This is a genomic window from Thalassospira sp. MCCC 1A02898, assembly GCF_001618185.1.
Taxonomy (GTDB): Bacteria; Pseudomonadota; Alphaproteobacteria; order Rhodospirillales; family Thalassospiraceae; genus Thalassospira; species Thalassospira tepidiphila.
In genome coordinates, this window is record NZ_LPXK01000009.1 from 373358 (window position 1) to 389588 (window position 16231).

General features: G+C 55.8%; 15 protein-coding genes. 10 read left to right on the forward strand and 5 right to left on the reverse strand.

Going from position 1 to position 16231, the window contains the following annotated elements; translation table 11 throughout:
• Nucleotides 1-346 precede the first annotated feature (346 nt).
• Nucleotides 347-1939, forward strand: coding sequence for a lysine--tRNA ligase (locus tag AUQ41_RS08390; protein WP_063087767.1), 1593 nt, complete (start codon nt 347-349; stop codon nt 1937-1939).
• A 68-nt stretch (nt 1940-2007) separates the two neighbouring features.
• Here the strand turns inward: AUQ41_RS08390 and AUQ41_RS08395 are convergent, their stop codons facing one another.
• Nucleotides 2008-2592, reverse strand: coding sequence for a hypothetical protein (locus AUQ41_RS08395; RefSeq protein ID WP_143588732.1), 585 nt, complete (start codon nt 2590-2592; stop codon nt 2008-2010).
• 290 nt (nt 2593-2882) lie between these two features.
• Between AUQ41_RS08395 and AUQ41_RS08400 the strand changes: the two genes are divergently transcribed.
• Complete coding sequence (locus AUQ41_RS08400) at nt 2883-3818, forward strand: proline dehydrogenase family protein (protein ID WP_232308337.1); 936 nt, start codon at nt 2883-2885, stop codon at nt 3816-3818.
• A 50-nt stretch (nt 3819-3868) separates the two neighbouring features.
• Here the strand turns inward: AUQ41_RS08400 and AUQ41_RS08405 are convergent, their stop codons facing one another.
• Entirely contained in the window at nt 3869-4924 is a 1056-nt protein-coding gene (locus AUQ41_RS08405) for a hypothetical protein (protein WP_063087773.1), read from the reverse strand.
• A 208-nt stretch (nt 4925-5132) separates the two neighbouring features.
• Between AUQ41_RS08405 and AUQ41_RS08410 the strand changes: the two genes are divergently transcribed.
• Together AUQ41_RS08410 and AUQ41_RS08415 are read left to right on the forward strand one after the other, a co-directional pair.
• Nucleotides 5133-5717 (forward strand): TetR/AcrR family transcriptional regulator, encoded by a 585-nt coding sequence (locus tag AUQ41_RS08410; protein WP_063087775.1) that lies wholly within the window; start codon nt 5133-5135, stop codon nt 5715-5717.
• Between the two features lie 136 nt (nt 5718-5853).
• On the forward strand, nt 5854-6441 hold the full coding sequence (locus AUQ41_RS08415; protein WP_232308338.1) for a DUF4136 domain-containing protein: 588 nt from the start codon (nt 5854-5856) through the stop codon (nt 6439-6441).
• A gap of 81 nt (nt 6442-6522) precedes the next feature.
• Here the strand turns inward: AUQ41_RS08415 and AUQ41_RS08420 are convergent, their stop codons facing one another.
• On the reverse strand, nt 6523-7398 hold the full coding sequence (locus AUQ41_RS08420; RefSeq protein ID WP_063087779.1) for a branched-chain amino acid aminotransferase: 876 nt from the start codon (nt 7396-7398) through the stop codon (nt 6523-6525).
• A gap of 206 nt (nt 7399-7604) precedes the next feature.
• On the opposite strand from AUQ41_RS08420, the gene AUQ41_RS08425 reads away from it, so the two are divergent.
• Entirely contained in the window at nt 7605-8414 is an 810-nt protein-coding gene (locus tag AUQ41_RS08425) for an inositol monophosphatase (RefSeq protein WP_063087781.1), read from the forward strand.
• Nucleotides 8415-8426: 12 nt separating this feature from the next.
• Here AUQ41_RS08425 and AUQ41_RS08430 read toward each other — a convergent pair whose 3' ends face one another.
• Together AUQ41_RS08430 and AUQ41_RS08435 are read right to left on the reverse strand one after the other, a co-directional pair.
• Nucleotides 8427-11672, reverse strand: coding sequence for a CHASE domain-containing protein (locus tag AUQ41_RS08430; protein ID WP_063087783.1), 3246 nt, complete (start codon nt 11670-11672; stop codon nt 8427-8429).
• Between the two features lie 102 nt (nt 11673-11774).
• Complete coding sequence (locus AUQ41_RS08435) at nt 11775-12395, reverse strand: helix-turn-helix transcriptional regulator (RefSeq protein ID WP_063087785.1); 621 nt, start codon at nt 12393-12395, stop codon at nt 11775-11777.
• 558 nt (nt 12396-12953) lie between these two features.
• Here AUQ41_RS08435 and AUQ41_RS08440 point away from each other — a divergent pair.
• From AUQ41_RS08440 to AUQ41_RS08460, 5 genes are all read left to right on the forward strand, one after another.
• A complete protein-coding gene (locus tag AUQ41_RS08440; RefSeq protein ID WP_063087787.1) occupies nt 12954-13394 on the forward strand; it encodes a hypothetical protein in 441 nt (146 codons plus the stop codon).
• Nucleotides 13382-13903 (forward strand): hypothetical protein, encoded by a 522-nt coding sequence (locus AUQ41_RS08445; protein WP_083952810.1) that lies wholly within the window; start codon nt 13382-13384, stop codon nt 13901-13903. The genes AUQ41_RS08440 and AUQ41_RS08445 overlap by 13 nt, the downstream gene beginning before the upstream one ends.
• Nucleotides 13904-14039: 136 nt before the next feature.
• Nucleotides 14040-14378, forward strand: coding sequence for a hypothetical protein (locus tag AUQ41_RS08450; protein WP_232308339.1), 339 nt, complete (start codon nt 14040-14042; stop codon nt 14376-14378).
• Between the two features lie 2 nt (nt 14379-14380).
• Entirely contained in the window at nt 14381-15904 is a 1524-nt protein-coding gene (locus tag AUQ41_RS08455) for a portal protein (protein WP_063087791.1), read from the forward strand.
• Nucleotides 15904-16149, forward strand: coding sequence for a hypothetical protein (locus AUQ41_RS08460; protein ID WP_063087793.1), 246 nt, complete (start codon nt 15904-15906; stop codon nt 16147-16149). Before AUQ41_RS08455 ends, AUQ41_RS08460 begins: the two co-directional genes overlap by 1 nt.
• The last annotated feature ends 82 nt before the right edge of the window (nt 16150-16231 follow it).

Here is a 16231-nt window from a genome sequence, read left to right on the forward strand (position 1 = left end):
ATCAATAGTATTAAATTAAACTAATAGTGTATCGCAGCATAAACATATGGATTTGCAATGAAAGATCATCGCAAGTTAAGCGTGCTTCCCGTCTGTCGGATATTTGTCGGCAGGTGGCTAAAGTCAACTACACTTAGGTGTAGCCGCTAAGGTGGCTTTACAAGCAACCGCCTGCAGATAAATATCGGCGATTGGCCCGGTAATTCCGCGATTATTTGGCAGCCATGCGCAACAGGTGCTTGATCTTGGCCCGAAGTGGGGTATAGCTTCGCGCAAACATGCGATCAGCGTGATACGTATATTTCCCGAGAATTTAACGATCCAACTGACAAACAAGGTTTCAAAAATGACAGCCGATCTTCGAGATGCCGCACTTAACAGCAACGTCTGGGCTTTTCAGGAAGCCAGCAAGCTGGTCAAGCGGTATAAACAGAAGGCGCCTGAAAAGGGCTATGTCCTTTTTGAAACCGGTTATGGTCCGTCGGGTCTGCCGCATATCGGCACCTTTGGCGAAGTTGCGCGTACGACCTATGTCCGTCGCGCGTTCGAAACCATGTGCGATATCCCGACCAAACTGTTCTGCTTCTCCGATGACATGGACGGGCTTCGCAAGGTGCCCGACAACATCCCGAACAAGGATATGGTTGCCCAGCATCTTGGCAAGGCCCTGACCAGCGTTCCGGACCCGTTTGGCACCCATGAAAGCTTTGCCCATCACAACAATGCCAAGCTGCGTGAATTCCTTGATGGTTTCGGGTTCGAGTATGAATTCAAATCATCGACCGAATGTTATCGTTCCGGCATGTTTGACGAGGCCCTTCTGCGTCTTCTGGAACGTTATGACGCGATCCAGAAAATCATGTTGCCGACCCTTGGTGAAGAACGCCGTGCGACCTATAGCCCGTTCATGCCGGTCGAGCCGGGCACCAACAAGGTCCTGATGGCCAAGGTGACCGAGCTTAAGCCTGAGAGCGGCAGCATCGTTTACGAACATCCGGAAACCGGTGATCTGGTCGAAACGCTGGTGACGGGCGGCAATTGCAAACTGCAATGGAAGCCGGACTGGGCGATGCGCTGGTATGCGCTGGGCGTCGATTATGAAATGGCCGGTAAAGACCTTATTCCGTCGGTCGAGCTTGGCAACAAGATCGTCAAGGCACTTGGCGGCACCCCGCCGGAAGGCTTCAACTACGAGCTGTTCCTTGATGAGAACGCCCAGAAGATTTCCAAATCCAAGGGTAATGGTCTTTCGATGGAAGACTGGCTGAAATATGCGCCGGAAGACAGCCTGTCGCTGTTCATGTTCCAGAAGCCGAAAACCGCAAAGCGTCTGTATTTCGACGTCATCCCGAAAACCGTGGATGAGTACCTGACCTTTGCCGAAAAGCTTAAAACCGAAACCGATCCGGAAAAGATCCTGCAGAACCCGGCCTGGCACATTCATGCCGGGACCGCACCGGATCGCGAAATTCCGTTATCGTTCGGCATTCTTCTGAACCTTGTTTCGGTCTGCAATACGGATGATCGCGATCTGCTGTGGAAGTTCATTTCGCGTTACGCCACCGGTGCAACCCCGGAAACCTCGCCGTATCTTGATAAGCTGGTCGGTTATGCGATCAACTATTACAGCGACTTCGTCAAACCGACCAAGTCGTACCGCGCCCCGACCGAAGCGGAAAAAGCAGCCCTTCAGGATCTGCGCGATACGCTGGCTAAAATTGCACCGGGCACCGATCCGTCCGACATCCAGACCGAAGTTTTCACCGTGGGCAAAAACCACAATTACGAAAACCTGCGCGACTGGTTCAAGACGCTTTATGAAGTGCTTCTGGGGCAGGAACAGGGCCCGCGTATGGGCTCCTTCATCGCCCTTTATGGCCTTGATGAAAGTGTTGCCCTGATCGACCGTGCGCTGGCGGGTGAAGACCTTTCTTCCTGATATCAGATTGGTGATGATCAAAAAGCCCCGCATTGTGTGACGCGGGGCTTTTCTTTTGGACGGCGTTATCAGTTTTCGGTTTGGGGCTTTTCCATATCTTTGAGGGCCTTGGTCGCCTCGTCGATACTGTTTTGCAAGGCTTCTGGGTCAATGGGGTCAAACCCCTTTGCGATCTCTGCATGAAGCAGCTCTTTTGCCGCCAGCATGACGGCAGTGTTTGCTGCGGCATATTGCTCTGCCGTCAGTGCGCCATTCATGTGCGCAAAGCAGTTATAAGACCGGGCATCCCGGTAAAACTGTACGGCGGATGTTCTACGTAAAAGCGGTGTAATGCTTTCTGCGACGGCACGTGATAATGCGGCCGTTCCTTCGGCATCAAGGCTTTTGCTTTCCGCACTCAGGCTTGCAGTCAGGGCAGCGGTGACAGCAACAGCAACATCGGGCGGTGGTTCTGGGCATACAACCGCATCAGATTTGAACTTGGCGATAACGGTTCGATAGGACGCGGTGGTCGAAAGCGCCCCAACTTGTGGTTCGCCCAATAATGCACTGCCACCAACAACCTGATCATTAACGCCATTGCTGCATGCACCGATCAGCAGAACCGATGCCCCCATAACGACCTGTACTGCACGTCGTGAAACTGTAAGCAATTCATCCTCCTTTGTTGAAGGCCCCAAAAACGCGCTCAATCCACTTCCACTTGAATTTTCGAACTCTTTTGAAGATGACGTCAACTAAAAGTTGATGATCATGGTTGTTTGTGTCCTGTTACAAGCTTGGCGGGAGCGGTGTGACGATCCAGTTCGGATTCGGGTGTCCGGGCTTTACGACGTGTTTTCGAGGCGCATATCGTTCAATACTGGGGGGTGTTTGATCGGATATGGCGGGCCTTTGCGTCACCAGCAGGGAATTGAATGATATGGGCTTCTGGCAAAAATCGATGATAGCGGTCGCGTGTTCCAAACCGCTGCGGGCCGTGGGCGAGGCGGTTGGACGCAAGACGGGGTTGGCCGCACAGTTTGTCAGCGCTAAAGATGGCGCCGCGCACGTTGCGCGGGCCAAGGCGCTTTCAGAAAACGGTATCCGGATTTCCAGTTTTTATCTTGGCGAGTATGTCACGGATATCGCGCAGGTGCGTGAAACCGTCGATCAGGTGTGTGCTGTGATGCCAAACCTTCATCAGGTAGGGCTTGATGTGCATGTTTCGATTGATCCATCCCAGCTGGGCTATATGCAGGGTGCGGCGGTGCTGGCCAAGCATGTTGATGAAATTGCCGATCAAATCCGCGATATCTCCGCAAAGGCGGCACCATCGCAGACCGTCCGGCTGATGATCGATATGGAAGATTTTGACATGGTCGATGATACGCTGGCACTGCATCATCGGTTGGCGACGGCTGGTGTGCCGGTTGCCCAAACCCTTCAGGCCCGTTTGCATCGGACTGAATCTGATATTAACGCCATGATCGCACGCGGGGCGATGGTGCGGCTGGTCAAGGGGGCAATGGCCCCACCGGCAAGCGTATCCTTTCCCAGGCGTGACCAGATTGATGCCAATTATCTGAAACTGGCCGGCATGATGTTATCGGAAACCGCCAAACAAAGCGGTTTTTTCCCGGTCTTTGGCAGTCACCATCGTGACTTGGTGCTCAAGATCGCGACGCTTGCCGATGACAATGGCTGGGCGCGCGATCAGTTCGAGTTCGAGATGCTGTATGGCGTTAATCAGCCGTTGCAACGTGAACTGCTTGCGGCGGGGTATCGCCTGCGGCTTTATGCGCCGTTTGGCAAGGACTGGTGGGCCTACGCCTGGCGCCGGGTGGGAGAGAACCCGCGCAACCTGTCGCTTTTAATGAAGTCGGGACTTAACCGATAATAAGAACGAATGAGGCCAGCATGAATATGTGCTGGCCTCAAAGTTTTAAATCAGCTTGGCGGCAGGTAACGCCGCAGCGGATGATCTTCAAATGGTGCCAGAAGCACATGGCGGGCACGTTGCCAACCCACACCAAACGCCATCACCAGTCCGCCAACGATGAAGCAGACGAGAACGATGGTCATGGACGGATCAATCGCCGCCCCCTCGAACCCGGATTGCAACAGATAGCCGACATAGATCAGGCCACTGATGATCGGCGATCTGCGATCCAGGATCAGGGACAGCACCATGGCAATGATAATCACCGGGATCATCGCAAGGGCGGCGGCCTCAAACGTTGCGGCAATCGAATGGATGGTCAGCGGTGCGCCAAAGACATAAAGCCAGAACGCACATTCCGCCCAACCATTGATCCGCTTGGGATCGCGGCTGTCGATAAAGATCGCAAGGACGAGCAAAAAGATGCCCGTCGCCGTGATCAGATAGGGGATATAGGGCTCTGCCGCCGGGCCGAAGGTCGCCATCAAGGCAGACCAGAAAACGCCAACAAGGCCAGCAGCAATCAGTGCAAAGGATACCGGCAGGCGATAGCGCAGGAAGAAGCCCAGCTGGAAGGCAAAGCCGATGATGGCGACAAACACCAGCACATTCATCGACCGCTGCCCGAAATCTATCACCGTATCAAGATCGGACAACTGCCCGGCAGGCCCGGCAAGCGACATGTAAATCGCCACCGCATAGATCATCAATGTCGCGCCAAGGGCGGCCATAATCGCGATCGAGGGCAGGGATGCCTTGAGCTTGCCCGCAATATATTCCGCCAGCGCGACATAGGCGATCATGGCAAGCGGTGGCGCGATCCAGAATGCCGGGCCATTGGCAAGCAGGCCCCACAAAACGAACCAGCCGATGGTCAGTGCGCATATGCCAAGGGCGATGAAGATGTCATTCATGCCGCGAAACAGCGTGAATTTTTCTGTTTCAGGCGACTCTTGCGATTGTTCGGCAAGATAACCTTCAAGCCTTGCAAAGGCCTCTTCGCTGAGCACGCCGGCCGATACCGCATTTCGGATATCGGCAAGGGAGAATTGATTGTTTTTCACGGTGGCTCCGGAGTGTGTTGTTGCTCTTGTGCCGTTTTGGCGTGTGTCCGATGGGTCAGTGATACACGCCCTGTGCAATGCTTTCAAATTTCTCGGTATGCCTAAAGGCAGACTAAGGCATCGAAAGGACACCTAATTCGTGCAGTTAACAGGAACATAATGTTTAAGATATAAGTTAGTGAACTGACTTATATGTGTTGAGGTATCCATGGCCACCAAGCTGAGTTCCGAGCAAAAGCGTCAAAAGCTTGCCCGCGCGGCGATGAATGTGATCTGGCGCGATGGCTATCACGCCGCCACCATTCAGGCAGTCGCGACCGAGGCCGGATTGCCCGCCGGTGGTGTGTTTTACCGCTTTCCCAAGAAACATGACCTTGCCCTGGCGGCACTGGAAACCATGGAAGGGGAGTTTGTTCCGCTTCTTGAAAGTATCTCGACGTCGCGTTCGGTCGCGGATCGGTTGGCAAAGTTCTTTGATTATCTTGATGCCATGACCCCGCGTCGGGTCAGTCATGGCTGTCCGTTGGCAAGGTTGATGCTGGATATGCCCGGTGATGATGACTTTGCCCCGTCGCGCAGAACCGGGCAGGCGGTGTTTTACGCCCTGATCAATTGGGTTGCCGGTCAGCTTGAAGAAGGCGGGCTTGATCGCAAAGCAGCCGCAAAGACCGGCCGTCAGATCATCCTGCGCTGGCAGGGCGCGATTATTCTGGCCCATAGCATGGGGGATCGGGCCATCCTTGATGATGAGATCAATGAATTGCGCGCACTGGCCAAAGATCTGCCTGGCTAAACGCCGGTTGTTTTTCCCTCAAAAGTTGATTGCCATTATTTACGCATTTTCTGATGATGCATTAGGGGTTTGGCGCATTTACCCGATGCGTGTCGCACTTGGTCCGGCAAACATTTCAAACCAAAGGACACGGGCAATGACGAAGATGAAACTTGTGCTGGTCGCGATGATGGCAACGGTCCTGGCAGCCTGTGCCACGGGACCGCGCATCTATACCGATGCCGATCCGGCGGCCGATTTCGGACAGTATCAGACATTCGCCTTTGTCGAAGGGGCCGGCAAGAATGCCGAGGCGCAATATCAGACCCTGTCGGGTCAGCGGATCGAGGATGCGATCAATACCGCAATGGTGTCGCGCGGATATCAGCTTGATATTCACAACCCCGACCTTTTGATCAATTTCCATCTCAAGACCGAGGAAAAGACACGCTCCTCTCCGCCGGTCTATATGGGCGGCTATTATGGCTATCGCAGCGGCATGTATGTTGGCTGGCCGGGCTATGTCGAACCGGGTTATGTCGATAGCTATACCGAAGGCACGCTGAGCATCGATCTTGTCGACCGCCAGACCCGTCAGATGGTCTGGGAAGGCACGGCCGTTTCGCGGGTGACCAGTTCGCTGCGCGAAGCGCCGAATGAAACGGTGCGGGCGGCGGTGGCGTCGATCTTTGCGCAATACCCTTATGTGGCGGGCAATAGTGCGCCCAGAGCGTTGACGCAGTAAGAAAGCGTTCAGACGGAATAAAAAACGGCCCGGATATCCGGGCCGTTTGTCTGTCGATCATGTGCTAACTGCTGACTGCGCTCAGTCTTCGCTGGCGGCGACAAAGGCCGTGTAAAGGTCCTGCGCACGGCGCGTGATCGGGCCGGGCTGCAGGTTGCGGTCATCCAGTTTGACGCACGGGGCGACCTTGTAATAGTTGCCGGTGCCAAAGATCTCGTCAGCGGTTTCGAGCTCTTCGTATTTGCAGGTCTTTTCAACCACATCAACGCCGTCTTCGCGCAGAAGCTTGATCACGCGCTGACGGGTCAGGCCATTGAGGAACGTGCCATTGATCGCCGGGGTAAAGACCGTGCCGTCCTTGGCAAAAAACAGGTTGGCATAGGAAAACTCGGCAACATTGCCAATCGGATCAAGCATCACGCCGGTGTCAAAGCCCGAACTGGTGGCCTCGGTCACCGCACGACCGACATTGGGATACAGGCAGGATGCCTTGGCCTCGGTCGGCGCACTTTCCGGTGACGGGCGGCGGAAGCTTGATTTGCGGGCACTAAAGCCGGTCTGGATGGCTTCTGGCATTTCACTGACAGAAATGCACAGCACGAATTGCGCACTTTCGGGCGTGGGCGCGATAAAGCCTTCGCCGCCAAACACCAGCGGTTTGATGTAAAGCGCCAGCTCCGGATCGAACTTTTGAACGCCTTCCTTGACCAGTGCGACGATTTCCTCGGTGGTGATCGTCGGTTTCAGGCCCATCAGTTCGGCCGAGCGGATCACACGCGCACAATGCGGATAGAGGTCCGGCATTTTGCCATTCATGCGGCGTGCACCATCAAACACGGTCGAGGCCATCCAGAAACCATGGGTTTGCGGCCCCATGATGTTTGGGTTCCCTTCGTGCCATTGGCCCTGATACCAGGTCCAGGTGGTGACAGTGCTATCGGTGGCGGCGTGACCCATTTTTTATGCTCCTGATTGTGGGGAATGCGCCTGTGGGGCGGTTCATTAGCGCTGCCTAGCATAGGATTTTTGCAAGCAAATGGTCAAAGAAAACATCACCGAATTAGTGCCTTTGAAATGTCATGAAACCTTGCAAGCAGTTATGCGATAGGTTTTTCTATAGATAGTTGATTTTGAGACGCTTTCCGCTTTGAAAGGAAAACAGGATGGGTGATGACGTCAAACTTGATCTCGACGCGCGGTTCGAACATGCCCGTGACGTCATCCGCACTGCCGGAAAGCGGGCGATGGAGTATTTCGACGGCAGTGCCGGCGATCTTGAGGTCGAGGCCAAGGAAAATCCGCTCGATATGGTCAGTATCGCCGACAAGAATGTCGAGGCGATCATTCGTGATCAAATCGCCGACACCTTTCCCGAGGATGGCTTTCTGGGCGAGGAAATGGGCATAGAGAAGGGCGATAATGATTGCCTGTGGGTGATCGACCCGATTGATGGCACGGCGTGCTTTGTCAATCAGATGCCAAGCTGGTGCATTTCCATCGCCCTTGTCGTCAAGGGGAAGATCGAGATCGCCCTGATTTATCAGCCGTGTGGCAAGGAATTGTTCAGTGCCCGTCGCGGTCAGGGGGCGCTTGCCAATGGCGAGCCGATCAAGGCGAGTGACGCCAAAACCGTCGGTGACGGCGTAATGGGGCTTGGCATGTCCCATCGCACGACAAGTGACGCGATTATGCCCTTTATCAAGGACTTGTTGGATCGCAAGGGCATCTTTATGCGGAACGGATCAGGCGCACTTTCGATGGCCTATGCCGCGGCCGGGCGGATGATCGGCTATTACGAACCGCACATCAATCCGTGGGACTGTCTGGCCGGGATCCTGTTGATGCAGGAAGCGGGCGGTTGGGCCACTGATTATCTGGGCGCACCCGATGCGCTTGAAAATGGCGCACCGATCCTGACTGCGGGTCCCAATGTCGCCGAAGAACTTAAGTCCATGACCGGTATCACCCGTTAGGTTGTCTGCGCATCAGGTTGCGGGTGTGTCATTTCGCGCCAGACGGGCGTCAAATTTGCGGTGAATAAGGCGGGCCAGTTCAGCGTCAATCATCGCGATATCCAGCGGCTTGGTGCAATAGGCATCAAAGCCGGTTTCGTGAAAGTTTTCGAGATTGTCGTTTGAAATGTCCGCGGTCAGGGCAAGCACCGGAATGGTCGCCTTGACCGGATCGTCAAAGGCGCGGATACGCCGGGTGGCCTCGATGCCATCAAGAACCGGCATGTGAAGATCCATCAGAACCGCGTCGAAATCGGCACCGGCAAGAATATCAAGCGCGATCTGCCCATCAGCAGCCGTGGTAATCGTATGCCCCTGCGCTTCCAGCAGTTTCTGGGCAAGGATACGGTTGATTTCGATGTCCTCGACCAAAAGCAGGTTCCATGCGCCCGGATCAGCTGCCTCGGCCTTTTCAGACCCGTCGTCGCCCGGGTTTGCGGTTTGTCCTTCCTGCCGGGCAACGTCGGTTTCGCTGCTGCGTGGCAGGGTCAGGTCAAACCAGAAACGGCTGCCTTTGCCTTCCTGGCTTTCGACTTGCACCCGGCCGCCCATGGCCTGAACCATGCGCTGGCAAATTGTCAGGCCGAGTCCGGTGCCACCATAACGACGCGTCGTGGTGGTATCGGCTTGGGTGAAGGCATCAAAGATGGCTTCGAGTTTGTTTTGCGCAATGCCGATCCCCTCATCGCGCACCGAAATGCGAAATGAAACAGCATCTTCGTTGATGTCGAGTGCCTGCACCACAACCAGAACCTTGCCCTGTTTGGTAAACTTGATGGCATTGGAAACAAGGTTGGTCAGCACCTGCTTGAGGCGTACAGGGTCGCCAATCACATGGCGCGGCAGTTTCGGATCGATATCAAGTTCAAGCGTGCTTTCCTGCGCGCGTGCCGGGACCAGCATCATCGAAACAACTTCTTCGCAGATGTGATGAAGGTCAAACGGGTTTTCTTCCAGCACAAGTTTGCCGGCCTCGATCTTGGAAATATCAAGAATATCGCCAATCAGCGACAGAACGTGGCGACCGGCCCCGCGAATGGTCGACAGGTAGCTGCGCAGCGTTTCGGTATTGGCATCTTTTTCCAGACTGTCACTGGCAAGCTGGGCATAGCCCAAAATGGATGTCATCGGCGAGCGGAATTCATGGCTCATATGGGCGATGAATTCCGATTTGGCCCGATCGGCCTGCTGGGCCTGGTTCATGGCGTTTTCGGCAGATGCGCGGGCGTCTTCAAGTTCACGGGTCCGGGTCTCGACCAGATTAACGATGTATTTTTCGGTGCGGTTCAGCGACCGCAGATAGATCAAAAGCAGAATGCTGACTGTGCTGCCAAATACAAAGATCGCCCATGGCTGCCAATAAAGCAGCGTGCCAAAGCCGGGCTCTGACGGATGCAGGACAATCGTCCAGTCGCGATAGCCAAACGTGAAGTTCGAAACATTCGGGTTGAACGGCTTTTCCAGTTCCTCTCGAATGTGCTCTATCGCATAGTTGGCTAACCGGTTGGAATAGATAAGTTTTTTGTCAGATTCGGATTTCAGGTCGGCAAGATGGATTTCAAAATCCAGCGGAATTCGTGCCACCCGTGCCGCCCGGCTGATCATGTCGGTCAGGCGCAACACCCCGATGGCGACACCAAGTGGTGGTCCGGTGCGGTCCCGACGATTTTCAACCGCCAGAAACGCAAGCGAGGTCACGACCGCCGAATTCGCCTGAACAAGTTCGAGCGGTTCTGTCAGGGTGACATTGCTGGTCTGAAGGGCGGTTTCAAGCGCGCGTCGGCGCGAAGGTTCGCTCATCATGTCAAAGCCGATGACTTTTTCATTCCCCGACCGCGGGAAGACAAAGAAGACCGGATAATAGGTATCCTGTTCGCTTGACGTTTGCAGTTCGCCATCGACAAGGGCGCGGATGGCGAAATTGGTCACCCCGCGCAGCTCGGCATTTTCTTCAATCAGGCCGCGCGCCCGGCGTTCAACATGCGGCGCCCATTCAAGGGCGGCAACACCGGGCCGACGGTTGACCCATGGGGCAATCATCGCATCAAAGGTATTGGCCGAAATGCTGCCATGCACATCAAACAGCGTTCTGACCGCAACCAGCGCATCGGTGGCCCCGCCAAGTTCTTCGCGAAGCGACGCTTCAAACGCCAGACGATACTGGTCGGTCGATGATCGGTCGGCGGCAACGAGCTGGGTATAGGTGTACCAGGATGCCAGCCCCGAGACGCCAAACCCGATCACGCCAATGATAATTGACAGGGTTCGGCGCAACCGATGGACATCTTCGGATTGCCGCCCGTCAAGGGTTCGCGTTGTGATCGCGGCAATCCGTTCCATGCCCGCAGCCAAAAACAGGGTGCCGACCGAAATGGCAATGACATAGCCATAAAGGTTGCGAAGGCCTGTATTCAGCCCCACACCGACAAAGGTTTTATTGCCAAGGGCGGCAAAGACGATGATGTCGGCAACGATGACGGCGTTGATCAGAACCGCGCCCAGCAGCCCATAGCGCACCGCCCCCCAGATCACCAGCGGTACGGAGACAAAGATAAACAGATATTCGGGCTTTGAGATCAGCGGCGTTGTCTGAACGGCGGAGGCCAGAACGACGGCTGCTATGACGATGAAGGCAAGCTCGCCATAGTGTTGGAGCGAACGGGATACCGGCTGCCGGTTCATCAGGCGCAAGGTCAGTGGTCCGACCACAATCGCACCAACGAGATCGCCGAGGAACCAGCCCTGCCAGATTTCGCCGAACTGATCAAAGTTGCCGATAACAATCATGCTGAGTGTGGTGCTGCCCAAAAGGGCTGCTATGGCAGGGCTACATACCGCGCCCAGCGCAAGGAAAACCAGCATGCTGCGGAATTGCGCCAGTGGATAATTCCCGGCAAGGCGCGTGATCAAGAGGGCGGGCAACACGGCGGCAAGGGTATTGCCCGCCGCAATCATAAGGGCCGCTGGCACCGACGGCGACGTCGCCAGATTAACCAGAAGGGCACCGATGAACACTGCCGGGAAATATCGCCAGCCCCAAAACACCATCGCGGCAATTGCGATGCCCGATGGCGGCCAGACAAGGGTGACACTTGTGCCAAAGAACGGAAGTTGCAGTCCGGCATAGCCCGTTGCGAAATAGGCAAGGATAACCACCAGAGAACGCACAATGTGATGGCGTTGCAGCTTCAAACGATTGTTCCCCTTCCCCTCTGGCATCAGCCGGTTCTTTTGCTAAGACCAAATGTAATGTGTCGCCGGGCGGATTTGAATAGATCAATCAACGAATGTGCGCGAAAGGCCAAAGGCTTATTCGAATGTTTATTGGCTGCACCACAGAATACGGGCGACCCAGTCGATTTCCTCTGCCGGAATAAAGCGGTCTTCGAATTCGGGATTCAGGGATTTCAATTCCACACCAAGCGCGCCGCGCCGGACCAGTTCCTTGGCCATGACTTCGCCTTCATGGGTTTTGACCACCACGCGGTCTTTGGGGCGGATGTTTGACGCCGGGCTGACAATAATCAGGTCACCATCGCGAAATACTGGCGCCATGGACTCCCCTGATATGCGCAACCCATAGGCGGTTGGATCGTGCAGGGCCGGAAAGGTGATGTCTTCCCATGATCCACCAACAGGATATCCGGCATCATCAAAAAAGCCGCGATTGCCTGCCTGGGCAAAGCCGATCACGGGGATACGCCCGGCGCCATTGCCATCCACCAGTTCGGAAAATTCACGGAAACTGACATCGGTGACGGAAAGCACCTTGGAAATGCTTTCGGTCGACGGCCAGCGCGCCTTGCCCTGCGCGGTCGTGCGTTTGGACCGGTTGAACGTGGTCGGATCAAGTTGTGCCAGGCGCGCCAGTCCCGAGGGCGTCAAACCGTGATCTTCGGCGATTTGATCGAGGGCGGCCCATATTTGTTGATGTCTGATCATGCCGCATTCTAGCAGCAGGCAAGATCAGAAAGAAGGAATTAATTCCTTCGTTGAGGCTGGAATCGGCATCACACAACAATCCTGCACGGTTCAGGCGCCGAAAGTCCTGCAAACCGGGCCGTTCTAATCACCTTGGGCAAAACAAAAAGTATACCGCATTTCCATCGACCTTGATTGCAGCTTTACCCTTCCATTTCAGGGCCTTGATGACCAACTGGCAGGGGCTTTGATCGGATTGAAGGCATGTTCCTCATCTTTGGAATAGGAAATTAATCCTTTACAATGAGAACAAAAAGGGATTATAGCTTGCATATCAACACCGGAATTGCATCTGGAAATAAGTCGGGCCTTCCGGGGATCGACTGAAAAGACGGCGAGAACCGTCGATATGCGCGGGCGGAAAGCCGCCCTTGGGGACATCACAAACCATTCATCAAACCAGCGTGCATCGCAAGATGCGCGAACGGGAAAGTTTTATCTTTTTCAAAGGTTTGACGCGGTGAAGGGTTGGTTGCAGGTCCGGTGGAATGAACAGGTTTTATCCAGCAGGAGGGCGACGTGACCGAACAACGACTTTTTCCCAAACCGCATTCTGCGCGCAACATCACCCCTTTTTCCAGTGCGAGGCAGGCGTGGTTCTGGTTCGTGCGCTGTCAGACTGCGCGGATCGAGGGTGCGCGTGTGGTGGCCGACGCGGGCGAGGTGGTCCGACCCTGTGACCCTGATGATGTCTATAACGCGGTGATGCGCCTTAAAAAGGCGGGCATTCTGGGCGACCGACATTTGCAGGTACTGGAATATTTCGGGCTGGTTGAACGTGAACCCGATTCCCGCGATCCACGCGAAAAGGACAAGGGGGAATTATGGCAACAGGCCCTTGATGCGCTGGAAAATGTTCTGGTGACGCGCGGCATCGTCAAACGCGGGGAAGACGAAAGTTTCCATCACGAAGATGTCGCTGTTGAACTGGGTGGGGATCTGTCGCCATGCGGGATGTAACCAACGTGCTCACACAAGCCCAAACCGCTGAAACAGCACAGGACTCCGCCGGTCCATGGATGGATCACTGGGCCGATCAATCTGCCTCGGGGCACGAGGTTTCAGTGCTTGTCGTCTTTGCCGATGCGCCGGAAAAGCGATTGTTGCGCATCCTGAAACCGGGCTTTCGCCATTGTTTTTTGCTGGTGTCTGGTGTCCGGGCCGGGGAGTGGATCTGCCTTGATCCGCAAAGCCATCGGGTGCGCTGCGAAAGCTGGTGCTATTCGCCGATCTTTGATCCGGCGGCCTATTATCGCGGCCTTGGCTATCACTGCATCTGGGCGCGGTATCCGACCTCGATTGCGCGCAAGGTTCGCTTCGGCCCGATGAGCTGTGTGGAGCTTATCAAACGTTTTTTGGGTATTTCGGCCTTCTGGATCATCACCCCCTGGCAGCTGTATCGTCATCTGCAACAGGGGATCGAGTGCGATCACATCGGGGATGTGTTTTTTTCTGAAAAATGTTCTTGATTTGTTCTTTTTCATGTGGCATAAGAGACAAATCAACGCCACAGATGCGCCCGCAGGGTTCCGACCCTTGCGGGCGTTTTTGCGTTTGGGGTGATGGAGCGCGCCGCTCCAGATCCCCGCCTTCGCGGGGATGACGGTGCCCAAAACAGTGCATGGAACGAACGTCATTCCCGCGCAGGCGGGAACCCCGAACCGCAAGCTCAAAACATACATTGATCGTCACAACCCGGAGGCCCCGATGGGAAGTCTGTTTTCCACGCCGAAACCAGCACGTGCCGCGCCGCCGGTCTCAAAGCCCGCTGCTGTTAAACCCGAAGACGACACCAGTGCTGAAGATGCCGCACGCACCGCCCGGACCGAGGCGCTTGAACGCCGCCGGTATGGCCGTGCCAGCCTGATCGGGACAAGTTATCGCGGGCTTTTGACGGACCGCATCGCCAAGGCGGGCGGTGGCAAGAACCTGTTGGGGGAATAGGCATGGTGAAATCGCAAAAGGCAGTGACTGAGGACAAGGCAACCGACGGGGCAGATATCACCCAGTTGCGCGCCCGTTTTCAAAAGGCGATGGAACGCCGGCGCAATTGGCTGTCGCATTGGCAGGATTGCTATGAATTCGCCTTGCCACAGCGCAATGCGGCAGCCAGCAACCAGACCAATGGCGGCAAGCGCCTTGATCGGGTGTTTGACGCAACCGCATCGGACGCGGTCGAACAGCTTGCCGCCAGCCTGATGGCCGAAATCACCCCGCCGGGTGGTGGCTGGTTTGAGTTGGAACCCGGCGGCAATGTCGCCAATGCGGATCGGCAGGCCCTGACCGAGCAGCTTGGCCGGGCCGTTCGGATTTTGCAGGGGCATTTTGATCGCTCCAACTTTGCGGTCGAAATGCATCAGGCGTTTCTGGATCTGGTCACCGCCGGAACCGCGTGCTTGCGTCTTGAAAAGGCCGATCTGCACAGCCCGTCTGCTTTGCGCTTTACCGCCGTGCCGTTGCGCGATCTGGCATTTGAAGAACGATCGGATGGCAAGATGGATGCGGTGTTTCGCAAACTGGCGCTTACCCGCGCGGAAATCCTTGCAACCTGGCCGGGGGCAAAGGGCTTTGCCGATGATGATCGCGATGACAAGGACGCCCCGAAACGCTTCACCGTGATCGAGGCCGTCCTGCCCGCAACGGAGGACAAAACCGGCTATGAACTCTGTGTGTTTCGCGAAGACGGCGATGCCAATTCCACTGATCTGATCTATCGCGACCGGTTTGATGTCTCGCCCTATATTGCCTTTCGCTGGATGAAGGCACCGGGCGAGATTTATGGCCGCTCCCCGGTGATGAAGGCACTGCCCGATATCAAGACCGCGAATAAGGTGGTTGAGCTGGTTTTGAAAAATGCCTCGATCGCCGTTACCGGCATCTGGCAGGCCGATGATGATGGCGTTCTGAACCCGGCAACCATCCGGCTGGTGCCGGGCAGCATCATCCCCAAGGCCGTTGGATCGGCGGGGCTCAAGCCGCTTGAGGCCCCCGGTCGGTTTGATGTGTCAGATCTTGTTCTTTCTGATTTGCGCGATCGCATTCGGCGCTGCTTGCTGGCCGATCGCTTGGGCCAGACCGATCAACCGGGCATGACCGCGACCGAGGTGCTGGAACGCGCGTCCGAAAACGCCCGGCTTCTGGGCGCAACCTATGGCCGGTTGCAGGCGGAATTGCTCTATCCGCTGATTAGGCGGGCGCTTTATATCCTGACCCAAACAGGTGAACTTCCCGACATCCCGCTGGATGGTGATGTTGTGGTGCTGCGTCATGCGGCCCCGCTCGCACAACTGCCAAAACGCGTACAGGCGGGCCAAGCGCTTGATTGGCTGTCGCGGATTGCCGCCCTTGGGCCGGATGCCCTGGCGGAGGTTGATTTGCCCGTCATGGTCCGCTGGCTTGCCGATCAGTTTGGTGTGCCGGACAACCTATTGCGGCCAAGCCTGCCGCCCGAAATCACGGAGGCCGTGTGATGGTTGAGAACGGATGGGACTGGTTCGAGGCCGAGAACGAGACGCTTTCGGAAAACGGCAGTGACCATTGGCAGGCCTGTTTTGATAGCGACGCCGGGGCAAAGGTCATCGCCGATCTTGAACGCTATTTCCTGCACACAGCCCTTGGCCCGGATGCCAGCACTGCGGCGATCTGGATGCGCGAAGGGAAGCGCGCGTTGGTGTTGCAGATCAAACGGCTGGCGGCTGGCGCGAAAGAGCAATGAGCTTGCTGCTCGAGGTCCCCGCCTTCGCGGGGATGACGTTCGTTCCTTGCACCTGTTCTGTCCACCGTCTTCCCCGCGAAGG